Here is a 19,508-nt window from a genome sequence, read left to right on the forward strand (position 1 = left end):
GGGCGCGCGGCGCGGTTTCGGCTTGAACCCCGCGCCTCCGCGTCGGACGGTCCGGGAACACGACCGGGGAGTTCGCCATGAAATGCATGTTCGTCCAGCTTCGATGCCGGCCCGGCACCGCCTATGCCGTGGCCGACGCCATCGCGGAACGCGAGATCCACTCGGAGCTTTATTCCACGAGCGGCGAGTTCGACCTGCTGATCAAGTTCTATATCGCCGAAGACGTCGATCCGGGCATGTTCATCAACGACAACCTGCTCGACATCGAAGGGATCGAGCGCAGCTTCACCACGCTCACCTTCAAGACCTTCTGACCGCCCGGCACCACCGCGCCGGGCGGCGAAAGATCACGACTTCGTGGCCGTCGCCGCCTCGGCCTGCGCCCGGCGCGTCAATTCGTTGCGGTAGAGCGCGACGAAGTCGATGTTCTCAAGGTTCAGGGGCGGGAAGCCGCCGTCGCGCGACACGTCCGACACGATGCGGCGCAGGAACGGGAACAGCATTCGCGGACATTCGATCATCAGATAGGGATGCATCTGCTGGTCGGGCACATTGGCGATCTGGAAGACGCCGGCGTAGTCGAGCTCCAGCGCGAAGATCGGATCGTCGCCCCCCTTGACGCGGGCCGTGATGCTCAGCTTCACGCCGACCTCGAACTGTCCTTCGGTCGGCCGTTTCTTCGCTTCCAGCCCGACCTGCACGTTGATGTCGGGCTGCCCCTCCATCGCGCGGCCCTTCTGGACGGCTACGTTCTCGAAGGACAGGTCGCGGATGAACTGCCCCAGGATCTGCATCTGCGGCAGTTGCTGGCCCTGCGCGGCGCCGTTCTGGGCGGCGCCATCGGCCGGGGCGGCGGTCTCGGGGCTGGTCTGGTCTTCGTCGGCCATCTGGTGTCCTCGGGTCAGAAACGGGTCGGCGCCGGAGTATCAGAGCCTCCGACCCCTCACAACCGGCAGCCTCAGCGCCGCTCGGGGTCGGCGTCGTCGTCGGTCCGGGTCCAGCCCGACGGACGGCCGTCGCGCGGCACCTCGACATAATCGCCTTCGACAACGTCGTCGCGCGCGGGCGGCGGGGGGCCGGTCCGGCGCCCCGTCTGCCCCATGGTGAACGACTGAACGCGGATGCGTCGGCGGACCTGCGTCATCGCGGCGTCGCGGACGCCGGGGATCAGCAGCAGGAATCCCGCGGCATCTGTAAAGAAGCCCGGCGTCAGCAGCAAAAGCCCCGCCGCCAGGATCATCGCGCCATGCGCCAACGGCCGCGTCGGATCGCTGAGTTCGTTGAGCGACCCCTGAAGCCGACGCAACTCCGCCAGCCCCTGCCGCCGCACGAGGAACGTGCCCAGCATTGCCGTCAGGACCACGATGAGCAGGGTGGGCCAGAGGCCCAGCCACCCGCCGACCTGGATGAACAGGGCGATCTCGACGATCGGGACAGCGACGAAAATGGCGAAAAGCCACATGGGCGGGTCTCCTCCGTGCGGGGTGCGGCTTCCCTTGACCCCCTTGCCGCCTTACATATGTCCGAGGTTCGCGATACCAACCCTCGCATGGACCGGAGAGAAGGATGAACGACGCCGTGATACAACTTCTGGTCCTCGCCGCCATCGCCCTGTTCCTGGTCATCCGGCTCAAGAACGTGCTGGGAACGCGGACGGGGTTCGAGAAGCCGCCCGCGGTGGAGCCCTCGCGCAGTACCGACGTGCGCCGCGACTTCGAGGTGATCGAGGGCGGCCCCGACCGTGACATCACCGACCATGTCGAGGAAGACAGCGCCAACGCCAAGGCCCTGGCGGCGATGAAGCTGGTGGAGCCGGGGTTCAGCGTGACCGAATTCATCTCGGGCGCTCGCCAGGCCTATGAGATGATCCTCATGGCGTTCGAGCGTGGCGACATGGGCGCCGTCCAGCCGTTCCTGTCCGAAGACGTCTACGAGGCGTTTCTCGGCGTCGTCTCCGACCGGGAGGACAAGGGGCTGCGCGTGGACGCGAGCTTCATCGGCGTGCGCGAGACGAGCCTGCGCGAGGCGGAGTTCGACCGCTCCGACAATGAGGCTCAGATAACGCTGCGGTTCGTGGCCGAACTCACCAGCGTGATCCGCGACGTCGATGGCAAGGTCGTCGAGGGCGATCCCAACGCGATCCGCAAGCAGCGCGACGTCTGGACGTTCGCCCGCGTCATGGGGTCCGACGATCCCAACTGGAAGCTGGTCGCGACGGGGGGCTGACACGTGCCAGCCGCCGACACCGATGCCGCCCCCGAAACGGGGCGGCTTTCGTTTTCCTGTCTGCCGGGGTGGGAGGCGGACGATCTGGACGCGGCGCTGGCGGCATTCCGTCTCAAACCCGATGGCCCCCTGTCCCGTGCCGCGCAGGCCGCGACCGATGCCCGCACTTTCTTCGAGACTCATTTCCGGCCATCGACCCCCGTCCCGGGTCACTTCACGGGCTACTACGAGCCCGAGATCGACGGCAGCCTGAAGCCCACCGATACCTTCCCCGTGCCGATCCACGCGCTTCCGCCCGGCGGCATCGACGCGCCCCGCGCGAAAATCGAGCCGCGGCTCGCCGGCCATGAGATCGCCTGGCTGCGCGACGAAGTGGACCGCTTCTTCCTGCAGGTGCAGGGCTCCGGCCGCATCCGTCTGGTGGATGGGGGCACGCTCAGGGTGGGCTACGCCGGCGGGAACGGCCATCCCTATCGCTCGATCGGCGCGCTGCTGGTGGAGCGTGAGATCTTGGGGCCCGATATCACGGCGCAGGCGCTGAAGGACTGGCTGCGCGCCGATCCCGCGCAGGGCCGCGCCGTCATGGCGGAAAACCCCAGTTACGTCATGTTCGCGCCGGTCGACCTGCCGCCCGACAGCGGCCCTCGCGGCACGCTTTGCCCTGTGACCGCGCATCGCAGCATCGCCGTCGACCCGGACCACACCCCCCTCGGCGCCCCCGTCTGGGTAGAGGTCGACGGCATCGCCCGCCTCTGCATCGCGCAGGATACGGGGTCGGCCATCCGCGGGCCGGGGCGCGCAGACCTGTTCTTCGGCACCGGCGACGCGGCGGGACGGGCAGCCGGCCGCTTGAACCATCCCGGCCGCTTCACCGCACTGGAGCCGCGATGAAACGCCGCGGCCTCACGCCCGAGGACCGGGAGGTCTGGTCCCGCTACAGCCGGACGGCGGAACCGATGCACTCCGTCCAGCCGACGTCCGAACCGCGGCCCGACCCGCCCAAGGTCGAACCGCCTGCACGCATCGACCCGTTTCGCGCCGGCCAGACGGCACGGACGGTCCTGCCGCCTCCGGCCTCCAAGCCCGCGTCGCTTCGGATGGATGCAAAGACGCACCGGCGGATGGCGTCGGGCAAGCTGCGCCCCGAGGCGACGATCGACCTGCACGGCATGACGCTCGACGTGGCGCATCCCGCGCTGGCGCGGTTCATCCTGTCGTCCCATGCCAAGGGCAGGCGGTTGGTCGTCGTCGTGACCGGCAAGGGGCGGACCGGCGCGTCGGATGATCCCTTCGGCCGCGACAGGGGCGTCCTGAAACGGCAGGTGCCGCATTGGCTGCGCCTGCCGCCCCTGTCGGCCGTGGTGCTGCAGGTGAGCGAAGCGCACCGCAGCCACGGCGGCTCAGGCGCCTGCTACGTCTACCTGCGGCGCAGCGGCTAGGTCGCGACGGGCGCGGGCGATTGCCCAGGCGGCAAGCACGCCCGACCCGAGGAACCACGCCGCGATGCCGGGCATCTGTTCCGGCAGGTCGAACCCCGCGTCGATCAGCGCGCCGGTCAGGCCCGGCCCGATGGCGGTGCCGAAGACCATGACCGCCGCCGACAGCGCCTTGATCGCACCCAGATGCCGGGTGCCGAAGAACTCCGCGAAGAAGGCCGCCGGAACCGTCGCCTGTGCCCCGGCCCCTGCTGCAAACAACATCAGCGCGCCCGCCGCGCCCCAGAGTGTCTGTGCCCCCGCCAGAACGGCGAAGGCCGCCACATAAGGCAGCATCAGGCCCTGCATCAGCCGCGCCGATCCCACGCGGTCCAGCACCGCGCCGGACAGGAACATCGCCGCGATGGACACCGCCGTGAACAGTGGAAGCAGCGCGACATAATCGACCAGCGCCCAATCTTTCACCTGCGTCAGATGGACCTGATGAAAGAACAGCGCCGTGCCGAAGGCGGGCGGCGCCAGAAGCATCGGCACCATCGCCCAGAACAGCCAGTGACCCAGCAGGTCGCGCCGCGTCCAGTGCCGGCCGCGCATTCCCGCCGCCTGCGGTGCCTCGGCCAGCGACCGGGGTGTGCGCTCTGCCCGCAGAAGGCGCTGCATCGCCGGCAGGCCCGCCAGCACGACGCCCGCCACCACGACCCACAGCACCCGCCAGTCCGCGACGCCCAGCAGCGCGACGAAGGCCACCGGCAGCAGCGCCTGCCCTGTTGCCACCCCCATCGACGCGACCGACAGGGCCCGGCCGCGCGTGGCGACGAACCACCGCGCCATGGCGACGACGCCGACGTGGAACATCATCCCCTGTCCCGCGAAGCGCAGCGCGAAGACGGTGACGGCCAGCGCGGCGACCGAGGTGACGGTCGCCATGGCCAACGCGGCCCCGGCCAGTAGAAGGGTCACGACGACATGCAGGTGGCGCACGCGGAACCGGTCGGTCAGCACACCCGCCCAAAGCATCGCCAGCGCCGAGCACGAGGTGGCGACGGTATAGAGCAGGCCCCATTGCCCGTCGGTCAGGCCGAAGTCGCGCATGATCCCGGCCGCGAAGACCGAGATGAAGAAGGTCTGCCCGAAACTCGACGTGAACGACAGCAGCACGCCCGCCGAAAGGAACAAAGCGTTGTCGCGCAGGAAGGCGCCGAACCCGCCCATCTCAGAGGACGTAGCGGCTGATGTCCTGCGACCGGGCCAGCTCGCCCAGCTGGCGCTCGACGAAATCGCCGTCGATCACGACCTCCTCCCCGCCCTTGTCGGGGGCGTCGAAGGACAGATCCTCGAACACCCGCTCCAGCACCGTGTAAAGCCGCCGCGCACCGATGTTCTCGACGCTCTCGTTCACGCCGGCGGCGATCCTCGCCAGCGCGGCGATGCCGTCGTCGGTGAAGCTGACGGTAAGGTCCTCTGTCGCCATCAGGGCGGTGTATTGCCGGGTCAGGGCATTGTCGGTCTCGGTCAGGATGCGGACGAAATCCTCCTCGGTCAGGGCGCGAAGCTCGACCCGGATGGGCAGGCGGCCCTGAAGCTCGGGCAGAAGGTCAGACGGCTTGGCGATGTGGAAGGCGCCCGAGGCGATGAACAGGATGTGGTCGGTGCGGACGGGCCCGTGCTTGGTGCTGACGGTCGTGCCCTCGATCAGCGGCAGAAGATCCCGCTGCACCCCCTCGCGGCTGACGTCGCCGCCGCGCGCGTCGGACCGGGCGCAGACCTTGTCGATCTCGTCGATGAAGACGATGCCCGACTGCTCGACCGCGCGCACGGCTTCTCGCGTGACGGCCTCGGCATCCAGCAGCTTGTCCGCCTCCTCGTCGATCAGGAGGTCATAACTCGCCGCGACGGTCAGGCGCTTGCGCACGCGGCGCTGCATCATCTTGCCGAACAGGTCGCCCAGGTTGGCCATCTGGTCCATCCCCGGCTGCCCCGGAATGGCCATGCCCATGGGGTTCGAGGTGTCGGCCACCTCCAGCTCGATCACCTTGTCGTCGAGCTCGCCCGCCCTGAGCTTCCTGCGGAACGTCTCGCGCGTGCCCTCTCGTGCGTCGTCACCGGCCAGCGCGGCGATCACCCGGTCCTCGGCGGCGCGGTGGGCCTTGGCCTTGACGTCCTCGCGCATCCTCTCGCGCGTCATGACCTGCGCGGAATCCACCAGATCGCGGACGATCTGCTCGACGTCGCGGCCGACATATCCGACCTCGGTGAACTTCGTGGCCTCGACCTTGAGGAAGGGCGCCTGCGCAAGCTTCGCCAGGCGGCGGCTGATCTCGGTCTTGCCGACGCCGGTGGGGCCGATCATCAGGATGTTCTTGGGATAGACCTCGTCGCGCAGGTCGTCGCCCAGCTGCTTGCGCCGCCAGCGGTTGCGCAGCGCCACGGCCACGGCGCGCTTGGCGTCCTTCTGGCCGATGATGAAGCGGTCGAGTTCCGAGACGATCTCGCGCGGGGTCAGGTCTGTCATGGGTCTCTCCTTGCGGGGGCGGGCGGCGACGTCCTCAGCCGCGCGGGGCGATCGTCTCGACCGTCAGGCTGCCGTTGGTATAGACGCAGATGTCGGCGGCGATCGCCATGGACCGGCGCGCAACCTCCTCGGCGGTCAGGTCGCCGTCCATCAGCGCCCGTGCGGCGGCCAGGGCATAGTTGCCCCCCGACCCGATGGCGGCGACGTCGTGCTCCGGCTCCAGCACGTCGCCCGCGCCGGTGATGATCAGAAGGTCGGTGCCGTCGGTGACGATCAGCATGGCCTCCAGCTTCTGCAGGTACTTGTCGGTGCGCCAGTCCTTGGCCAGCTCGACGCTCGCCCGCGCGAGCTGTCCCGGCGTGGCGGTCAGCTTGGCCTCCAGCCGCTCCAGCAGGGTGAAGGCGTCGGCGGTCGATCCGGCGAAGCCCGCGACTACGTCGAAGCCGCCGGGTGACAGACGGCGCACCTTGCGGGCCGTGCCCTTGATGACGGTCTGGCCCAGGCTCACCTGTCCATCGCCCGCGACGACGACCTGTCCGCCCTTGCGGACGCCGACGATGGTGGTGCCGTGCCAGCCGGGGAAATCGCTCATGGAACTCTCCTTGCGTCTCGGGGTCCGATATGGGCCGAGCGGAGGCCGGATGCCACCCCGGCGCGCGGGATCAGCCGAAGATGCGGGGCAGATGGTCCGACAGATAGATCCGCAGCCAGGGGGTGAAACGGTCCGGATGCGCCGCCACCTCGGCCAGCAGATCGGGCAGGGGGGTCCAGCGGACGGCCTGCACCTCCTCGGGGTTCGGGTCGATCCGCAGGTCTGCCGGCGCCTCGGCCACGAAGACCTCGACCACCTCGTGCTCGGTCAGGCCGTTTCCGACGTCGGCGCGGTACTCGATGCCCTCGCGCGGGTTCAGGGTCAGGCCCTCGATCCCCAGCTCCTCGGCCAGTCGGCGGGCCGCGCAGGTCGCGCCGTCCTCACCCCAGTGCGGATGGGTGCAGCAGGTGTTCGCCCAGAGGCCCGGCGTGTGGTATTTGCCCGCGGCGCGCTGCTGGATCAGCAGGCGGTCGCCCGCCATCACGAAGACAGACACCGCCTTGTGCCGCAGCGCCCGCCGGTGCGCGTCCAGCTTGCCCACCGGCATCAGCCGGCCATCCACCCAGGCGGGAATCGTCGTCTCGTCGGTCATGGCCGCTCCCGTCGCGTCAGGCGGTCGCTGCCTAGCGCCATCCGCCGGCCGCGCCAAGCCCCGTCCGCGGAACGATGCGACGACGGGGGGAGTTGTCACCCCATCGGAATTCACCCAGAGTTCCCCGACCTTAGCCAAGAGACGGAGATACCCATGTTTCGTAGCCTTCTGACCGCTGCCGCCCTGCTCGCCGCCGGCGCGGCATACGCCCAGGACGACGCGGCCCCTACCGGTGACGCCGCCGCCGGCGAAAAGGCGTTCCGCCAGTGCCAGTCGTGCCACGTCGTGCAGGACGCCGACGGCGAAGTGCTGGCCGGCCGCGCGTCGAAGACCGGGCCGAACCTGTTCGGCGTCGTCGGGCGCACCGCAGGCACGGTCGAGGATTTCAACTACTCCGACCTGATGGTCGAGGCGGGCGAAGCCGGGATGGCCTATGACGAAGCGACCTTCGTGGCCTATTCGCTGGACCCGACCGGCCACCTGCGGGAGGTGACGGGCGACAGTTCCGGCCGCGGCAAGATGACCTACAAGGTCCGCAAGGAGGAGGACGCGGTCGACCTCTACGCGTTCCTCGCGCAGTTCTCCGAATGATCTGACGGCGGTCCCCCGGTTCCCGCCGGGGGCCGTCATCCGAGATAGGCGCGCAGTTCCGGCGTCGGAGCGTCGAACAGCGCGCGCGTGGGCACCGGCGCGATCAGCCGCCCGTCCGAGACGAGCGCCGTCTCGTCCGCGATGGCCAGCGCGTCCTCGGGCGCATGGGTGACCATCACCACGGACAGACCCTCCCCCCGTGCCGTCTCCTTCAGGAGCGCCAGCATTTCGGCCCGCAATGCGGGGCCCAAAGCCGAGAACGGCTCGTCCAGCAGCAGCCAGGGACGGCCGCGCAGCAGCGCCCGCGCCAGCGCCGCGCGGCTCTGCTGTCCGCCCGACAGGTCGCGGGGCAGGCGGTCGCCCAGACCCGTCAGGCCCACGCGGTCCAGCACGGCATCCCGCGCGGCGCGCTGATCCGCCGACAGGCGCAGGTCCGGGCGCAGGCCCAGCCCGATGTTGCGTGCGACCGTCAGGTGGGGAAACAGGTTCTGGTCCTGGAACAGGATCGACAGCGGCCGCTCCCCGGGCGGCAACCCGGTGATGTCGGCTCCGGTCACGCGGATCCGCCCCGAGGCGGGCGCGACGAACCCGGCGATGGCGGCCAGCAGGGTGGATTTGCCCGACCCGCTCGCGCCCATCAGCGCGGTGATGCGCCCTTCGACGAAGGCAGCATCCGCCGCCAGGGTGAAATCCCCGAGTTCGACCCGCAGATCCTCAAGCGCCAGCATGGCGTCCCCCCCGTTCGAACAGCCAGAACAGCCCCAGCGACAGCGCCACGAGGATCAGGGCAGCGGCCTTGGCGTCCTCCATCCGGTAGGCCCCCATCAGTTGATAGAGCACCAGCGGCAGCGTCGCCTGATCGGGCGAGGCGAACAGGGCGATCACGCCCAGGTCCCCCGCCGCCAGCGCCGCCGTCAGCCCCGCCGCGAACCCCAGGGGTCGCCGCAGACGCGGCAGCGCCACCAGCCGCACCCAGGCAAGGCCCCCCAGCCCGAGCGACGCCGACAGCCGGCCATAATCGCGGTCGAGGTCGCGCATCGCCGGGATCAGCGCGCGCAGGGCGAAGGGCAGGGCCAGCACCGCGTTGACGAAGACGGTGACGGGCAGGGCCATGGACACCGGGTTCACGACGGGCAGCAGCAGGACATAAAGCCCCGTGCCCAGCACCAGGGGCGAGGCGGCGACCGACAGCGTGCCGATCACCTCGGCCCAGCCGCCCCGCGCGCCCGTCGCCGCCTGCGCCATGACGAACGCCAGCGCGGTGGTCGCCAGTGCCGCCGTCAGCGCGACCGCGAGCGACCGGACAGCCGCCCACCAGACCGACGCGGGCAGGCCCGTGACCGCCAGCGCGCCCTGCGACAGCACCAGCACCATGGGCAGCAGAAGGAACAGGCAGGCGAGCAGGATCGCGGCGCTGTCCTGCACCCTGAGCCCCCAGCCGCCACTGTCCCAGCGCGGCACCGCCCGGTCGAGGCCCGCGCCGAACCCCGATGGCAGCGTCAGCCTGAGCGACAGCAGTGCCGCAGCCCCGCCAAGGCAAAGCTGCACGGCCCCGAGCAGCGCCGCGCGCGACAGGTCGAAGTCGAAGCGGAACGCCTGATAGATGGCAAGCTCCACCGTGGTCGCGCGCGGGCCGCCGCCCAGCGCCAGCGCGACGGCGAAGGACGTTGTGCAGATCAGGAAGATGACGAGGAAGATGCCCGGCACCACCCCCCGCAGCATCGGCCATTCGAGCAGGCGGAACGTGTCGCCGGGCGCGAAGCCCAGCGATGCCGCCAGTCGCAGGCGTTCGCCCGGAACGGCCAGCCATCCCTGCAGGATCAGGCGGGTCGCGAGCGGCATGTTGAAGAACACATGCGCCAGGATCACCCCCTGCCAGCCATAGATCGACACCGGCCCGAGGTCCGCCCAGCCCAGCGCCGTGTTGACCGCGCCCGTGCGCCCGAAGACGGCGACGAGCCCCAGCACCGCCACGATCACGGGCAGGATGAACGGCGCCCCAAGCAGCAAGACGACCCAGCCGCGCCCCGGAAACCGCCGCCGCGCCAGCGCCCGCGCCACCGGCACCGCCAGCAGGATCGACAGCGCCGCCGAGACCATGGCCTGCCACAGCGTGAACCATAGGACATGCCCGTCCGACGCGCGGAACCCGCTCCAGCCTTCGGCCCGCCAGGCAACCGCCCCCAGGGGCAGCAGCAGCGCCGCCGCGACGGCGCCGGTGGCGATATGGCCAAGGCGGGTGCCGGTCGTCACCGCGCGGCCATCCCGGCCTCGAACTCGGCGATGACCGTGTCGCGCAGGGCCTCGGCCTCCGCGCTGTCATAAATGAGCGCGACCTCGGGCATGGCCAGCGCCGCAAATCCTTCGGGCATCCGTTCGGGCGGCAGTTTCGCGGGGAGCGACCAGTTGCCTTCCGGGATGATCGACTGGAACTCCTCGCTCAGGATGAAGTCCATGAAGGCCTGCGCCAGATCGGGCTGATCGGTGCGTGCGAGCTGTCCCGCCGTCTCGACCATGACGTAGTGGCCTTCGGGAAAGATCGCCGCCTTCTTCGTATCGTCGTCCTCGGCGATGAGGTGATAGGCGGGCGAGGTCGTATAGCTCAGCACCATCTCCACCTCGCCGTCGGTGAACATGCCGTAGGATTCGGACCACCCTTTCGTCACGGTGACGATCCGGGGCGCCAGCGCGGCCCAGGCGTCGGTCGCCTCCTCGCCGAACACCCGGTGCATCCAGAGCGCCATGGCCAGCCCCGATACCGAAGTGCGCGGGTCCTGGATGGCCAGCGTCAGGTCGGGGTGGTTGTCCACGAGGTCGCGGAAGCTGTCGGGCACATCGTCGACCCGCGTGGTGTCGTAGACGAAGGCCGTGTGACCCCAGTTGAAGGGCAAGAAGACGTCGTCCTCCCAATCAACCGGCATGGTCAGGCCCATGGTGTCGACGTTGTGCGGCGCGAACAGGCCGGTGGCGCGGGCGCGCTCCGCATCGTCGGTGTTCAGCCCGATGACGACATCGGCGCGGGTGCGTTCGCCCTCCAGCCGGAGGCGGGGCAGCACGTCGCCCGTGACATAGTCGATCTCGCACGAACAGGAGGCCTCGAAAGCCGCCTTGATGGCCGGCCCCGGCCCCCATTCGGAGGCGAAATAGTCGGGCGCATAGACCGTCAGGGGCTCGGCCGCGACGGCCGTTCCGATCAGGGTCAGGCCCGCGGCAATGGTGATGGTCGATCTCATCTCTCTCAACTCCCATGGCGACGGACGGGGAGAGGTTCGAGACACCGCACCTTCCCTCCGCCGGTGTTAACCGGTTCAGGTTCAACGGGTCCGCTGGTCAGCATCTCAGCCTGTGAAGGCCCCCCGAGGTAGACCCTGCCTAGCCCATCCCGCGCATCGGGGCCAGCCCCCGCGGGTTGCGGGGCGTGCGGGGGCTGGCTAAGCCACGGGGAAGGAGAGCGCGCATGTCCCTCAACACGTTCGGCCATCTGTTCCGCATCACCACATGGGGCGAAAGCCACGGCCCCGCGCTGGGCGCCACCGTCGACGGCTGCCCGCCGGGCGTGCCGCTGGAGCCCGAGCAGATCCAGCACTGGATGGAAGCGCGCAAGCCCGGCCGTTCCAAGCACACCACCCAGCGGCGCGAGGCCGACGAGGTCGAGATCCTGTCGGGCACCTTCGAGGGCGTGACCACCGGCACACCGATCCAGCTCATGATCCGCAACACCGATCAGCGCTCGAAGGATTATGGCGACATCGCCGAGAAGTTCCGGCCCGGCCATGCCGACATCACGTATTGGCAAAAGTACGGCGTGCGCGATTATCGCGGCGGCGGCCGGTCCTCGGCTCGCGAAACCGCGGCCCGCGTGGCGGCGGGCGGCGTGGCCCGCGCGGCGCTTGGCCAATTGCTGCCGAACCTGCGGATCACCGGCTACATGACGGCGATGGGGCCGCTCGACATCGACCGCGACCGTTTCGACTGGGAGGAGATCGCGCGCAACGACTTCTGGTGCCCCGACCCGGTGGCGGCGCAGGCCTTTGGCGACCACCTCGACTGGCTGCGCCGCGACGACCACAACTCGGTCGGCGCCATCGTGGAATGCGTGGCGCGGGGCCTGCCGCCCGGGCTGGGCGCGCCGGTCTACGGCAAGCTCGACACGGACCTCGCGGCGGCGATGATGTCGATCAACGCCGTGAAGGGCGTCGAGGTCGGCGAGGGAATGCAGGCCGCCCGCCTTACCGGGCGCGACAACGCCGACGAGATCTCGATGGGCCCCGGCGGGCCGGTGTATTCGTCGAACCACGCGGGTGGCATCCTGGGCGGCATCAGCACCGGGCAGGATGTCGTGGTGCGCTTCGCCGTCAAGCCCACGTCGTCGATCCTGTCGGAACGGCGGACGATCACCAAGGCGGGCGAGGACACCACCATCGTCACCCGCGGCCGCCACGACCCCTGCGTCGGGATCCGCGCCGTCCCCGTGGCCGAGGCGATGATGGCCTGCGTCCTGCTCGACCACCTGCTGCTGCACCGGGGACAGGTGGGCGACGGGGGCGGCCGGATCGGCTGAGACCCACCCGCGAGCGGGATCAGGGTGACAGGACAGCGCCGGCTGTACATCCTCCGGCCCGTATCAGCCGCCGGAGAGCGTCCGATGATCGTGTTTCATCAGGCGCCGCTGATGCGCTGCACTACCGTGCGGGCAGCGGTTATCGCGATGGATCTGGAGGTCCGGGCCGAGGTTCGCACGACGTCGATCCCGCGCCAGGACGGCAGCGGCGGGCGCGACCCCGCATCCCGACGGCAAGGTGCCCGCGCTTGTGCACGACGGGGCGGTCGTGACCGAACGCGCGGCGGTCCTGTCGTATCTGAGCGAACTGTTCCCCGACGGCCCGGCCATCGCGGCGCCGGCAGCGCCGGAACGCGGGGGCGTTCCTGACATGGCTGGCTTGGCATGCAGGCGTCGCGGAACCCGTATTGCTCTGTCAGGCGGCCGGTATGGATCATCCTGTCATTTCGTCCGGTCTGCGCGGCCCGGAGGAGACGATGTCCCGGATCGCGGCCGCGCTTTCGGACGGCCGGGTTTATCTCCTGCGGCAAGGGTTCACGACTGTGGACATCCTCGTCGCCTCGCCGTTCCAGAAGTCGACCGACCTCATACCCGATGAGGCCTCCATCCGCGCCTGGGTCGACCGCGTCGCCGGTCAGCCCCCGGTGCGCGGGGCCGCGACGGCGGATGCGGCGGAGGCAGGCGGCGGCGGCACCGGCTGACGCGACCGCAGCCGGCTCAACTGTACCGCGAGGATGCCCAGCGTCACCACCACGACCCCCGCCACGTCGAGCGGGCCAAGCTGCTCCCCCAGCAGTGCCCAGGCGATGACCACGCCGAAGAACGGGTTGAGGAAGTGGAAGGTCGCGGCGGGCGTCGCGCCGATTCGCGCGACCAGCAGGAACCAGATCCAGGTCGCCGCCAGCCCCGGCACCAGCGTCGTATAGGCCAGTGCTGCGATCAGGCGGGGCGTCCAGGTCACGTCCCATGTTTCGACCGCCAATCCGATGGGCAACAGGGTCACGGCCCCCACGACCATCTGCAGCCCCACCACCATCAGAAGGTTGCCGCCACCCGACGCGCCCCGCACCGACAGGGTCGCGGCAGTCAGCGCCGCGACCGCGATGAGGCACAGCAAGATGCCCAGAGGGTCCGCGCCGCCCGACAGCCGGGTGCCCATGATAAGCATCACGCCGAACGTCCCCGCCAGAAGGCCCGCGACCCCCAGCACCCGTGTGCGTTCCGAGAACAGCACCCAGTTCGCAAGCGCCACGAGCAGCGGCAGGCAGGAGGCGATGATCGCGGCCAGCGACGCCTCGATCCACTGCATCGCGACGAAGTTCAGCCCCAGGTAGAGCGCGTTCTGGCAGATGCCGAAGACCACCACCGCCCGCCACTGCCCCCGCGTCAGCGCCATCCGCTGCCCCGCCGCCCATGCGATGGCGATGCCCAGGGCGCCCGAGATGGCGAAGCGCAGCGCCAGCGACAGGATCGGCGGCGCTTCGGTCACGATGATGCGCGCCGACGTGAAGGCCGACGACCACATCGCCGCGAAAAGAAGGCCGAGGGCGAGGGCGCGAAGATCCATGGTCCATCCGTCATGCAGCGTCGCCGGAACCCTGAGGATTTCGCCGCCGCAGGCAAGCCCCCCCGGACCGGCGCCTCGAATGCCCTGTGCCATCTCGACGGAGAAGGACATCGACCCGCCTCGGTTGCCGAACCTCCGCGACGTCTTAGGTCCCGCACCAACGAGCCACGATCGCACAAGGATGGAACCCGATGACGACGCTTTATACGATGCCCGGAACCTGCTCGCTTTCGCCCAACATCGCCGTCGCCTGGCTGGATGCGCCGGTCGACATTCACACCATGGCCTACGGCGATCACAAGAAGGACGCCTACCTGGCCATCAATCCCAAGGCCAAGGTGCCGGCGGTCCAGTTTGACGACGGTGACGTGCTGACCGAGGCGGCGGCGATCCTGGCCTGGCTGGGGGCGGAGCACGGCTCCGAGGGCTATGCCCGCGATACGGACCTCGGCCGGAAGGAAGCGGAAGCGCTGTCCTACATGACGTCGGAGGTCCATGCCGCCTATGGCGGTCATTTCGGCCCCCAGAACCTGGCCGAGACCGAGGACGGGCAGGCGGAGGTCAAGCGCAAGGCCTATGAAACGCTCGCCGGGCATTACGAGCGTCTGAACGGCACGCTGCGCGACAACGGAGGTGAATGGTACCTGGGCAAACGCAGCTTCGCGGATACGTTCCTCTATGTGCTGACGCGCTGGATCGATCAGACACCGCTTTCCTACGGGGACTATCCGGCGCTGAAGTCGCACATGGCCCGGATGGAGGCAGACGAGGGCGTGCGTCTTGCCCTGAAGCGCCAGAACATGGATCCGATGGGGTGAACGCACCACGGGGCAGGGCCGCCTGGCCGTCGATACCCTACGGCGAATGGGCCGGGACCTGCGCCGCAGTGCACCTGTGGACGCAGATCGTGGGCAAGTACCGTCTGACCCATACGCCCTGGGTCAACCATTCCTGGCACGCGACCCTCTACGTCACGCCCCGCGGCATGACCACGGGGCCGGTGCACGAGCCGGGCGGTTGCATCTGCCTGACCTTCGATCTCGTCGATCATCGTCTCGTCGCCGAAGCCGAGACCGGCGCGCGGGAGAGCTTCGCGCTCGAAGCCATGGGGGTGGCCGATTTCCTCGACCGCACCCGGACGGCGGTCGAAGGGGTCGGCGGCACGTTCGACATCCACGGTGCGCCCAATGAGGTGGCCGAGGCGGTGCCCTTCGCCGACGACACCGACCGGCGCCCCTACGACGCCGATGCGGTCGCGCGCTACCATGGGGCGCTCCTGCGCATCGTTCCGGTGTTCGAGACGTTCCGCACCGGATTTCTGGGCAAGGTCTCGCCCGTGCATCTGTTCTGGGGGTCGTTCGATCTCGCCGTCACACGATTTTCGGGTCGGCTGGCGCCCCTCCATCCGGCCGGCATTCCCAATCTGCCCGACGACGTCGCGCAGGAGGCCTATAGCCACGAAGTGTCCTCTGCGGGTTTCTGGCCGGGCGGCGGCGGCGTGGATGAACCCATGTTCTACTCCTATGCCTACCCCGCGCCGGACGGTTTCGCCGATCGACCCGCAGGGCCGGACGCGGCGCGGTTCGACGACGGGCTGGGCGAGTTCCTGCTGCCCTATGCCGAGGTGCGCGCCAGCGACGACCCCGAAGCGATGCTGATGTCGTTCATGCAATCGACCTATGAGGCCGCGGCGAAGACGGGCAACTGGGATCGCGCCGCCCTGGAGTGCGAAACGGGCGTTCCGGGCGTTCCGCGGCCGCTGCACCGGGGCTGACGGGTCCGGGACGGCGACCCGTCGGTTCCGTCCCGACCGGCGGAACCGGAAACAGGGCCGGGGAGGCGCGGCCGTATCACAACGCGCAAGTCTCCTTCACATGGGCTTCGAAGAAGTCCGAGAACGTCGCCACCCGAAGCGGAAGCCGTTCATAGGGCGGATAATAGAGCGTGAGCCAGATCTCCGGCGCCGACCAGTCGGGGAGAAGTTCGATCAGCCGCCCCGCCTCCAGAGCCTCCGCCACGATGAAGCGCGGCAGAAGCGCGATGCCTTCGCCGTTCGACGCGAGGCGCGCAAGGAGGTCTCCGTTGTTGGCGCTGAAGGTTCCGTCGGCCTTCACGTTGCGGCGGGTGGTCCCCTTGGACAACTCCCACGTCTCATCGCGCGAGTCCGCCTGGTAGCTCAGCCGGGAATAGGCGCCCAGATCGTCGGGCGTACGCGGCCGACCCCTGGCCGCGATGCACCCCGGAGTCGCCACGAGGACGCGCGGAACCCGGCAGATCTTGCGCCAGATCGTCGACTTGTCGGTGGGCGGCCCGGAGATGCGGACGGCGAGGTCGTAGTCCTCCTCCACGATATCGACGAACCGGTCGGAAAGGTTCACGGCCACATGCGTCTGCGGATGCAGCACCGCGAATTGCGACAGGACGTCGGGCAGGACCTTCAGCCCCAGCGACAGGGGCGCACTGATGCGGATATGCCCCGCGGTCATGCCCTGTGCCTCGCGGATTTCCTCGGCCGCATGCGCCAGCCCCTGTGCGAGCGGACGCACCCGTGCGGCATAGATCGCGCCGGCGGAGGTCAACGACACCCGCCGTGTCGTCCGCACCAGAAGCTGCAGGCCCAGCCGTGCCTCCAGTGCCGCGACGGTTCGCGTGACCGATGCCGGCGTCAGCCCGAGTTGCCGGGCCGCACCGGCAAAACTCTCCAATTCGGCCACGGCCAGAAAGACACGGATGGATTCGAGTTCGCCCATGCGGAGATCATTACATCACGTGCAACGGTCAATTCAATATTATGCCGGTTCTTATGAGTGACCGGGTACCCTAAGTCTTCGGTCAAGCGAGATCATCCAGGAAGGAGCGCGACGTGCTCACTCAGATCAGGGGCCTGCACCACGTCACGTCCATGGCGGCGGATGCGCAGGAGAACAACGCGTTCTTCACCAAGGTGCTCGGCCTGCGCCGGGTCAAGAAGACCGTCAACTTCGACGCGCCCGATGTCTATCACCTCTATTACGGCGACGAGACCGGTACGCCCGGCTCCGTGATGACCTATTTTCCGTTCCCGCATATCGTGAAGGGCCGTCCCGGCACGGGGGCCGTATCCGAAACGGCCTTCGCGGTTCCCGAAGGGTCTCTCGATGACTGGCGCGACCGCCTCGCCGGCGCCGGGGTCGGAGGCATCGAGGAGACGCGTCGCTTCGGCGAGAAGCGCCTTCGGTTCCTCGGCCCGGACGGCGAAGGCTTTGCCCTGGCCGAGGCGCCGGACGACATGCGCGCGCCCTGGCCGGGCGGTCCGGTCCCTGTGGACAAAGGCATCCGCGGCTTTCGCGGCGTGACCATGCGCTTGCGCGACGGGGTCGCCACCGCGGAACTTCTGACGTTCATGGGCTACCGCGAGGTGGCCCGCGAGGGCGCGCTGATCCGGCTGGCCCTCGACGGCGGCAACGGCGCCGATGTCATCGACCTCGAGGTTCTGCCCGACGCGCAGCCGGCGCGCGAAGGCGCGGGGTCGGTCCACCATGTCGCCTTCGCGGTGGAGAACCGCGCGGCGCAGGCCGACGTCCGCAAGGCGTTGCTGGAACCGGGGGCTCATGTCACGCCGGCCATCGACCGCGACTACTTCTGGGCGATCTACTTCCGCACCCCCGGCGGGGTCCTGTTCGAGATCGCCACGAACGAGCCCGGCTTCGACCGCGACGAGGATGTGGCCCACCTGGGCGAGGCCCTCAAGCTACCGGACCAACACGCCCATCTGCGCGACCGGCTGGAACGGTCGCTGCCTGCCATCGCCGACTGACCCCGGCGCGCCATCGTCACCGGGGCGCGGCCGATGCCTTCCCTGACGACCCTTCCCACCACCCCTCACAGGAGATCTTCCATGTCTGTCAAGCTCGCTGTCATCTATTATTCCAGCTACGGGACCAATCATCGGATGGCCTCGATCGCGGCCGAGGCGGCGCGGGCGGCGGGGGCGGAGGTTCGGTTGCTGAAGGCGCCCGAGACCGCGCCGGCCGAGGTCGTCGCCGGCGTCGATGCCTGGAAGGCCCAGGCCGAGAGGGGCGCCGATGTTCCCGACGCGACGGTGGAGGACATGGAATGGGCCGATGCCTATCTGATTTCGGCGCCGACCCGCTTCGGCATCATGGCCAGCCAGATGCGCGCCTTCATCGACACGCTGGGCGGGATCTGGTCCAGGGGCGGGCTGGCGAACAAGCCGGTCTCGGCGATGACCTCGACGCAGAACGTGAACGGCGGGCAGGAGACGACGCTGGTGTCGTTCTACACCACGGTCATGCACTGGGGCGGGGTCGTGGTGGCGCCGGGCTATACCGACGACGTCATCTTCAAGACCGGCGGCAACCCCTACGGCTACAGCCACATCGCGGGCGCGGAGTTCACCGAGGAGGTGCAGGCCGCCATCTCGCACCAGGCCCGTCGCCTGGTCGATGTCGCGGGGAAGCTGACGGCCGGCGACGCCTGAGGCCGGGGGGTCGGGGGGCCATCGTCCGGGACGGCCCCCCGGCGGGTCTCCCGTGCTCCCCTGCGCCGTCACCTCGACCCCGCTGCCCTGACCTGCGGTTTTTCCGGCCGGGCGGTCTAGGTTGTCTTGTTCCACGCAATCCTTCGAAAGTCCCTCGATGCCCCTGTCGTTCCGCCTCGCCCTGCCGCTTGCAGCCTGCATCGCCCTGAGCCCCGCCGCCTTGCGGGCGGAGGGGGATCAGGGGCGGGGGGCGATGCGGCAGATCTCGACCCACATGGGCGAGATGACCATGTCGGCCGAGGCGGGGGACCTTTCGGTCGACGACGCCCTGCGGTTCGAGCCCTACCAGCAGCTCGAGGAGATGTTCGGGCGCGACGACGTGGTCTACCTGATGCGCCACGGCCCGACCGACTGGTCGAAGCTCGACCGAAAGGACGTGGCGCCGCAGGATTGCGCCGACCAGCGGGTGCTGAGCGAGGCGGGCGCGGAGGACATGCGCAACCTGGGCACGCTGATGGCGGCGAACGACGTGCTGCCGTCGCGGATCGTAGCCAGCCAGTGGTGCCGCAACCAGCAGACGGTGGAGGCCCTCCTCGAAGGCTTCGACCGGGTGGACCCGGAGATTGCGGCGACCATGCCGGTCGCCTCCGACGCGGAGCTCAACCTGCTGCTGTCGCTGCAGGGCGCCCGAAGCACCGCCGCGCTGCGCGACCTGATCTCGGCCTGGGACGGCGACCCGGAGCGGTCGGGGCCGCTGCTGCTCGTCAGCCATTACACCAACATCGAGGAGCTGACGCAGTTCCGGGTGTTCGAGGGCGAGGTCCTGGTGCTCGACCCCGGGCGCGACAACCAGGTGCTGGGCTACCTGCGCCTGCGGTCGGCGGAGCCGGACGTGGGGCATTTCGCCGACGCGCTGGCCTCGCCGCTTCTCGACCGCAGCCGGGCGCTCGA

At 69.4% G+C, this 19,508-nt stretch carries 23 protein-coding genes and 1 riboswitch; of the genes, 12 read left to right on the plus strand and 11 right to left on the minus strand.

The window, feature by feature from the left end; translation table 11 throughout:
* Positions 1-77: 77 nt before the first annotated feature.
* Entirely contained in the window at positions 78-314 is a 237-nt protein-coding gene (locus JAN5088_RS07665) for an Lrp/AsnC ligand binding domain-containing protein (RefSeq protein ID WP_055682214.1), read from the plus strand.
* 33 nt (positions 315-347) lie between these two features.
* Here the strand turns inward: JAN5088_RS07665 and secB are convergent, their stop codons facing one another.
* Complete coding sequence (secB, locus tag JAN5088_RS07670; protein ID WP_055682215.1) at positions 348-887, minus strand: protein-export chaperone SecB; 540 nt, start codon at positions 885-887, stop codon at positions 348-350.
* A 71-nt stretch (positions 888-958) separates the two neighbouring features.
* Positions 959-1,462: an FxsA family protein gene (locus tag JAN5088_RS07675; RefSeq protein WP_055682216.1), complete on the minus strand. Its 504-nt coding sequence runs from the start codon at positions 1,460-1,462 to the stop codon at positions 959-961.
* A gap of 104 nt (positions 1,463-1,566) precedes the next feature.
* Between JAN5088_RS07675 and JAN5088_RS07680 the strand changes: the two genes are divergently transcribed.
* The 3 genes from JAN5088_RS07680 to JAN5088_RS07690 are packed head-to-tail and all read left to right on the plus strand — an operon-like array spanning position 1,567 to position 3,665.
* Complete coding sequence (locus tag JAN5088_RS07680) at positions 1,567-2,226, plus strand: Tim44/TimA family putative adaptor protein (RefSeq protein ID WP_055682217.1); 660 nt, start codon at positions 1,567-1,569, stop codon at positions 2,224-2,226.
* A 3-nt stretch (positions 2,227-2,229) separates the two neighbouring features.
* The gene (locus JAN5088_RS07685) at positions 2,230-3,117 is read left to right on the plus strand and encodes an MltA domain-containing protein (protein ID WP_055682218.1); all 888 of its coding nucleotides are present in this window, start codon (positions 2,230-2,232) and stop codon (positions 3,115-3,117) included.
* Positions 3,114-3,665, plus strand: a complete 552-nt coding sequence (locus JAN5088_RS07690) for a Smr/MutS family protein (protein WP_055682219.1) — start codon at positions 3,114-3,116, stop codon at positions 3,663-3,665. Before JAN5088_RS07685 ends, JAN5088_RS07690 begins: the two co-directional genes overlap by 4 nt.
* Here JAN5088_RS07690 and JAN5088_RS07695 read toward each other — a convergent pair.
* From JAN5088_RS07695 to idi, 4 genes are all read right to left on the minus strand, one after another.
* Complete coding sequence (locus JAN5088_RS07695; protein ID WP_055682220.1) at positions 3,627-4,874, minus strand: MFS transporter; 1,248 nt, start codon at positions 4,872-4,874, stop codon at positions 3,627-3,629. The two genes, JAN5088_RS07690 and JAN5088_RS07695, sit on opposite strands and share 39 nt — an antisense overlap.
* Position 4,875: 1 nt before the next feature.
* Positions 4,876-6,174, minus strand: coding sequence for an ATP-dependent protease ATPase subunit HslU (gene hslU / locus JAN5088_RS07700; protein ID WP_055682221.1), 1,299 nt, complete (start codon positions 6,172-6,174; stop codon positions 4,876-4,878).
* A gap of 34 nt (positions 6,175-6,208) precedes the next feature.
* A complete protein-coding gene (hslV, locus tag JAN5088_RS07705; RefSeq protein ID WP_055682222.1) occupies positions 6,209-6,766 on the minus strand; it encodes an ATP-dependent protease subunit HslV in 558 nt (185 codons plus the stop codon).
* 70 nt (positions 6,767-6,836) lie between these two features.
* A complete protein-coding gene (gene idi, locus JAN5088_RS07710; protein WP_055682223.1) occupies positions 6,837-7,358 on the minus strand; it encodes an isopentenyl-diphosphate Delta-isomerase in 522 nt (173 codons plus the stop codon).
* Positions 7,359-7,511: 153 nt separating this feature from the next.
* On the opposite strand from idi, the gene JAN5088_RS07715 reads away from it, so the two are divergent.
* On the plus strand, positions 7,512-7,949 hold the full coding sequence (locus tag JAN5088_RS07715) for a c-type cytochrome (RefSeq protein ID WP_055682224.1): 438 nt from the start codon (positions 7,512-7,514) through the stop codon (positions 7,947-7,949).
* Positions 7,950-7,984: 35 nt separating this feature from the next.
* Here JAN5088_RS07715 and JAN5088_RS07720 read toward each other — a convergent pair whose 3' ends face one another.
* The 3 genes from JAN5088_RS07720 to JAN5088_RS07730 are packed head-to-tail and all read right to left on the minus strand — an operon-like array spanning position 7,985 to position 11,182.
* The gene (locus JAN5088_RS07720; protein WP_055682225.1) at positions 7,985-8,677 is read right to left on the minus strand and encodes a thiamine ABC transporter ATP-binding protein; all 693 of its coding nucleotides are present in this window, start codon (positions 8,675-8,677) and stop codon (positions 7,985-7,987) included.
* Positions 8,664-10,202: a thiamine/thiamine pyrophosphate ABC transporter permease ThiP gene (locus JAN5088_RS07725; RefSeq protein ID WP_177220043.1), complete on the minus strand. Its 1,539-nt coding sequence runs from the start codon at positions 10,200-10,202 to the stop codon at positions 8,664-8,666. The genes JAN5088_RS07720 and JAN5088_RS07725 overlap by 14 nt, the downstream gene beginning before the upstream one ends.
* Positions 10,199-11,182, minus strand: coding sequence for a thiamine ABC transporter substrate-binding protein (locus JAN5088_RS07730; RefSeq protein ID WP_055682226.1), 984 nt, complete (start codon positions 11,180-11,182; stop codon positions 10,199-10,201). Before JAN5088_RS07730 ends, JAN5088_RS07725 begins: the two co-directional genes overlap by 4 nt.
* A 35-nt stretch (positions 11,183-11,217) precedes the next feature.
* Positions 11,218-11,318: riboswitch (TPP riboswitch) on the minus strand.
* An 88-nt stretch (positions 11,319-11,406) separates the two neighbouring features.
* On the opposite strand from JAN5088_RS07730, the gene aroC reads away from it, so the two are divergent.
* A complete protein-coding gene (gene aroC, locus JAN5088_RS07735; RefSeq protein ID WP_055682227.1) occupies positions 11,407-12,510 on the plus strand; it encodes a chorismate synthase in 1,104 nt (367 codons plus the stop codon).
* Between the two features lie 476 nt (positions 12,511-12,986).
* On the plus strand, positions 12,987-13,211 hold the full coding sequence (locus JAN5088_RS18580) for a glutathione S-transferase family protein (protein ID WP_143114581.1): 225 nt from the start codon (positions 12,987-12,989) through the stop codon (positions 13,209-13,211).
* Here the strand turns inward: JAN5088_RS18580 and JAN5088_RS07745 are convergent.
* The gene (locus JAN5088_RS07745) at positions 13,145-14,077 is read right to left on the minus strand and encodes a DMT family transporter (protein WP_055682265.1); all 933 of its coding nucleotides are present in this window, start codon (positions 14,075-14,077) and stop codon (positions 13,145-13,147) included. The two genes, JAN5088_RS18580 and JAN5088_RS07745, sit on opposite strands and share 67 nt — an antisense overlap.
* Positions 14,078-14,268: 191 nt before the next feature.
* Here JAN5088_RS07745 and JAN5088_RS07750 point away from each other — a divergent pair, with 191 nt between their 5' ends.
* Both JAN5088_RS07750 and JAN5088_RS07755 read left to right on the plus strand, forming a co-directional pair.
* Complete coding sequence (locus tag JAN5088_RS07750; protein WP_055682229.1) at positions 14,269-14,895, plus strand: glutathione S-transferase family protein; 627 nt, start codon at positions 14,269-14,271, stop codon at positions 14,893-14,895.
* Positions 14,892-15,851 carry a DUF5996 family protein gene (locus JAN5088_RS07755; protein WP_055682230.1) on the plus strand — a complete coding sequence of 320 codons (960 nt, stop codon included), beginning with the start codon at positions 14,892-14,894 and terminating at the stop codon, positions 15,849-15,851. The genes JAN5088_RS07750 and JAN5088_RS07755 overlap by 4 nt, the downstream gene beginning before the upstream one ends.
* A 76-nt stretch (positions 15,852-15,927) precedes the next feature.
* On the opposite strand, the gene JAN5088_RS07760 is transcribed toward JAN5088_RS07755, so the two are convergent.
* Positions 15,928-16,827 (minus strand): LysR family transcriptional regulator, encoded by a 900-nt coding sequence (locus JAN5088_RS07760; protein WP_055682231.1) that lies wholly within the window; start codon positions 16,825-16,827, stop codon positions 15,928-15,930.
* 113 nt (positions 16,828-16,940) lie between these two features.
* Between JAN5088_RS07760 and JAN5088_RS07765 the strand changes: the two genes are divergently transcribed.
* The 3 genes from JAN5088_RS07765 to JAN5088_RS07775 all read left to right on the plus strand — a co-directional run.
* A complete protein-coding gene (locus tag JAN5088_RS07765; RefSeq protein ID WP_055682232.1) occupies positions 16,941-17,873 on the plus strand; it encodes a VOC family protein in 933 nt (310 codons plus the stop codon).
* A gap of 81 nt (positions 17,874-17,954) precedes the next feature.
* Positions 17,955-18,557, plus strand: coding sequence for an NAD(P)H:quinone oxidoreductase (wrbA, locus tag JAN5088_RS07770; protein WP_055682233.1), 603 nt, complete (start codon positions 17,955-17,957; stop codon positions 18,555-18,557).
* 157 nt (positions 18,558-18,714) lie between these two features.
* Positions 18,715-19,508, plus strand: a 794-nt coding sequence (locus JAN5088_RS07775) for a SixA phosphatase family protein (RefSeq protein WP_055682234.1), incomplete at its 3' end; no start/stop codon positions are given.

This window comes from Jannaschia rubra (assembly GCF_001403735.1).
Lineage (GTDB): Bacteria > Pseudomonadota > Alphaproteobacteria > Rhodobacterales > Rhodobacteraceae > Jannaschia > Jannaschia rubra.

Coding starts and splice junctions, on each gene's coding strand:
- JAN5088_RS07665 (WP_055682214.1), top strand. CDS start 78: ATGAAATGCATGTTCGTCCAGCTTCGATGCCGGCCCGGCACCGCCTAT.
- secB (WP_055682215.1), bottom strand. CDS start 887: ATGGCCGACGAAGACCAGACCAGCCCCGAGACCGCCGCCCCGGCCGAT.
- JAN5088_RS07675 (WP_055682216.1), bottom strand. CDS start 1,462: ATGTGGCTTTTCGCCATTTTCGTCGCTGTCCCGATCGTCGAGATCGCC.
- JAN5088_RS07680 (WP_055682217.1), top strand. CDS start 1,567: ATGAACGACGCCGTGATACAACTTCTGGTCCTCGCCGCCATCGCCCTG.
- JAN5088_RS07690 (WP_055682219.1), top strand. CDS start 3,114: ATGAAACGCCGCGGCCTCACGCCCGAGGACCGGGAGGTCTGGTCCCGC.
- JAN5088_RS07695 (WP_055682220.1), bottom strand. CDS start 4,874: ATGGGCGGGTTCGGCGCCTTCCTGCGCGACAACGCTTTGTTCCTTTCG.
- hslU (WP_055682221.1), bottom strand. CDS start 6,174: ATGACAGACCTGACCCCGCGCGAGATCGTCTCGGAACTCGACCGCTTC.
- hslV (WP_055682222.1), bottom strand. CDS start 6,766: ATGAGCGATTTCCCCGGCTGGCACGGCACCACCATCGTCGGCGTCCGC.
- idi (WP_055682223.1), bottom strand. CDS start 7,358: ATGACCGACGAGACGACGATTCCCGCCTGGGTGGATGGCCGGCTGATG.
- JAN5088_RS07715 (WP_055682224.1), top strand. CDS start 7,512: ATGTTTCGTAGCCTTCTGACCGCTGCCGCCCTGCTCGCCGCCGGCGCG.
- JAN5088_RS07720 (WP_055682225.1), bottom strand. CDS start 8,677: ATGCTGGCGCTTGAGGATCTGCGGGTCGAACTCGGGGATTTCACCCTG.
- JAN5088_RS07730 (WP_055682226.1), bottom strand. CDS start 11,182: ATGAGATCGACCATCACCATTGCCGCGGGCCTGACCCTGATCGGAACG.
- aroC (WP_055682227.1), top strand. CDS start 11,407: ATGTCCCTCAACACGTTCGGCCATCTGTTCCGCATCACCACATGGGGC.
- JAN5088_RS18580 (WP_143114581.1), top strand. CDS start 12,987: ATGTCCCGGATCGCGGCCGCGCTTTCGGACGGCCGGGTTTATCTCCTG.
- JAN5088_RS07745 (WP_055682265.1), bottom strand. CDS start 14,077: ATGGATCTTCGCGCCCTCGCCCTCGGCCTTCTTTTCGCGGCGATGTGG.
- JAN5088_RS07750 (WP_055682229.1), top strand. CDS start 14,269: ATGACGACGCTTTATACGATGCCCGGAACCTGCTCGCTTTCGCCCAAC.
- JAN5088_RS07760 (WP_055682231.1), bottom strand. CDS start 16,827: ATGGGCGAACTCGAATCCATCCGTGTCTTTCTGGCCGTGGCCGAATTG.
- wrbA (WP_055682233.1), top strand. CDS start 17,955: ATGTCTGTCAAGCTCGCTGTCATCTATTATTCCAGCTACGGGACCAAT.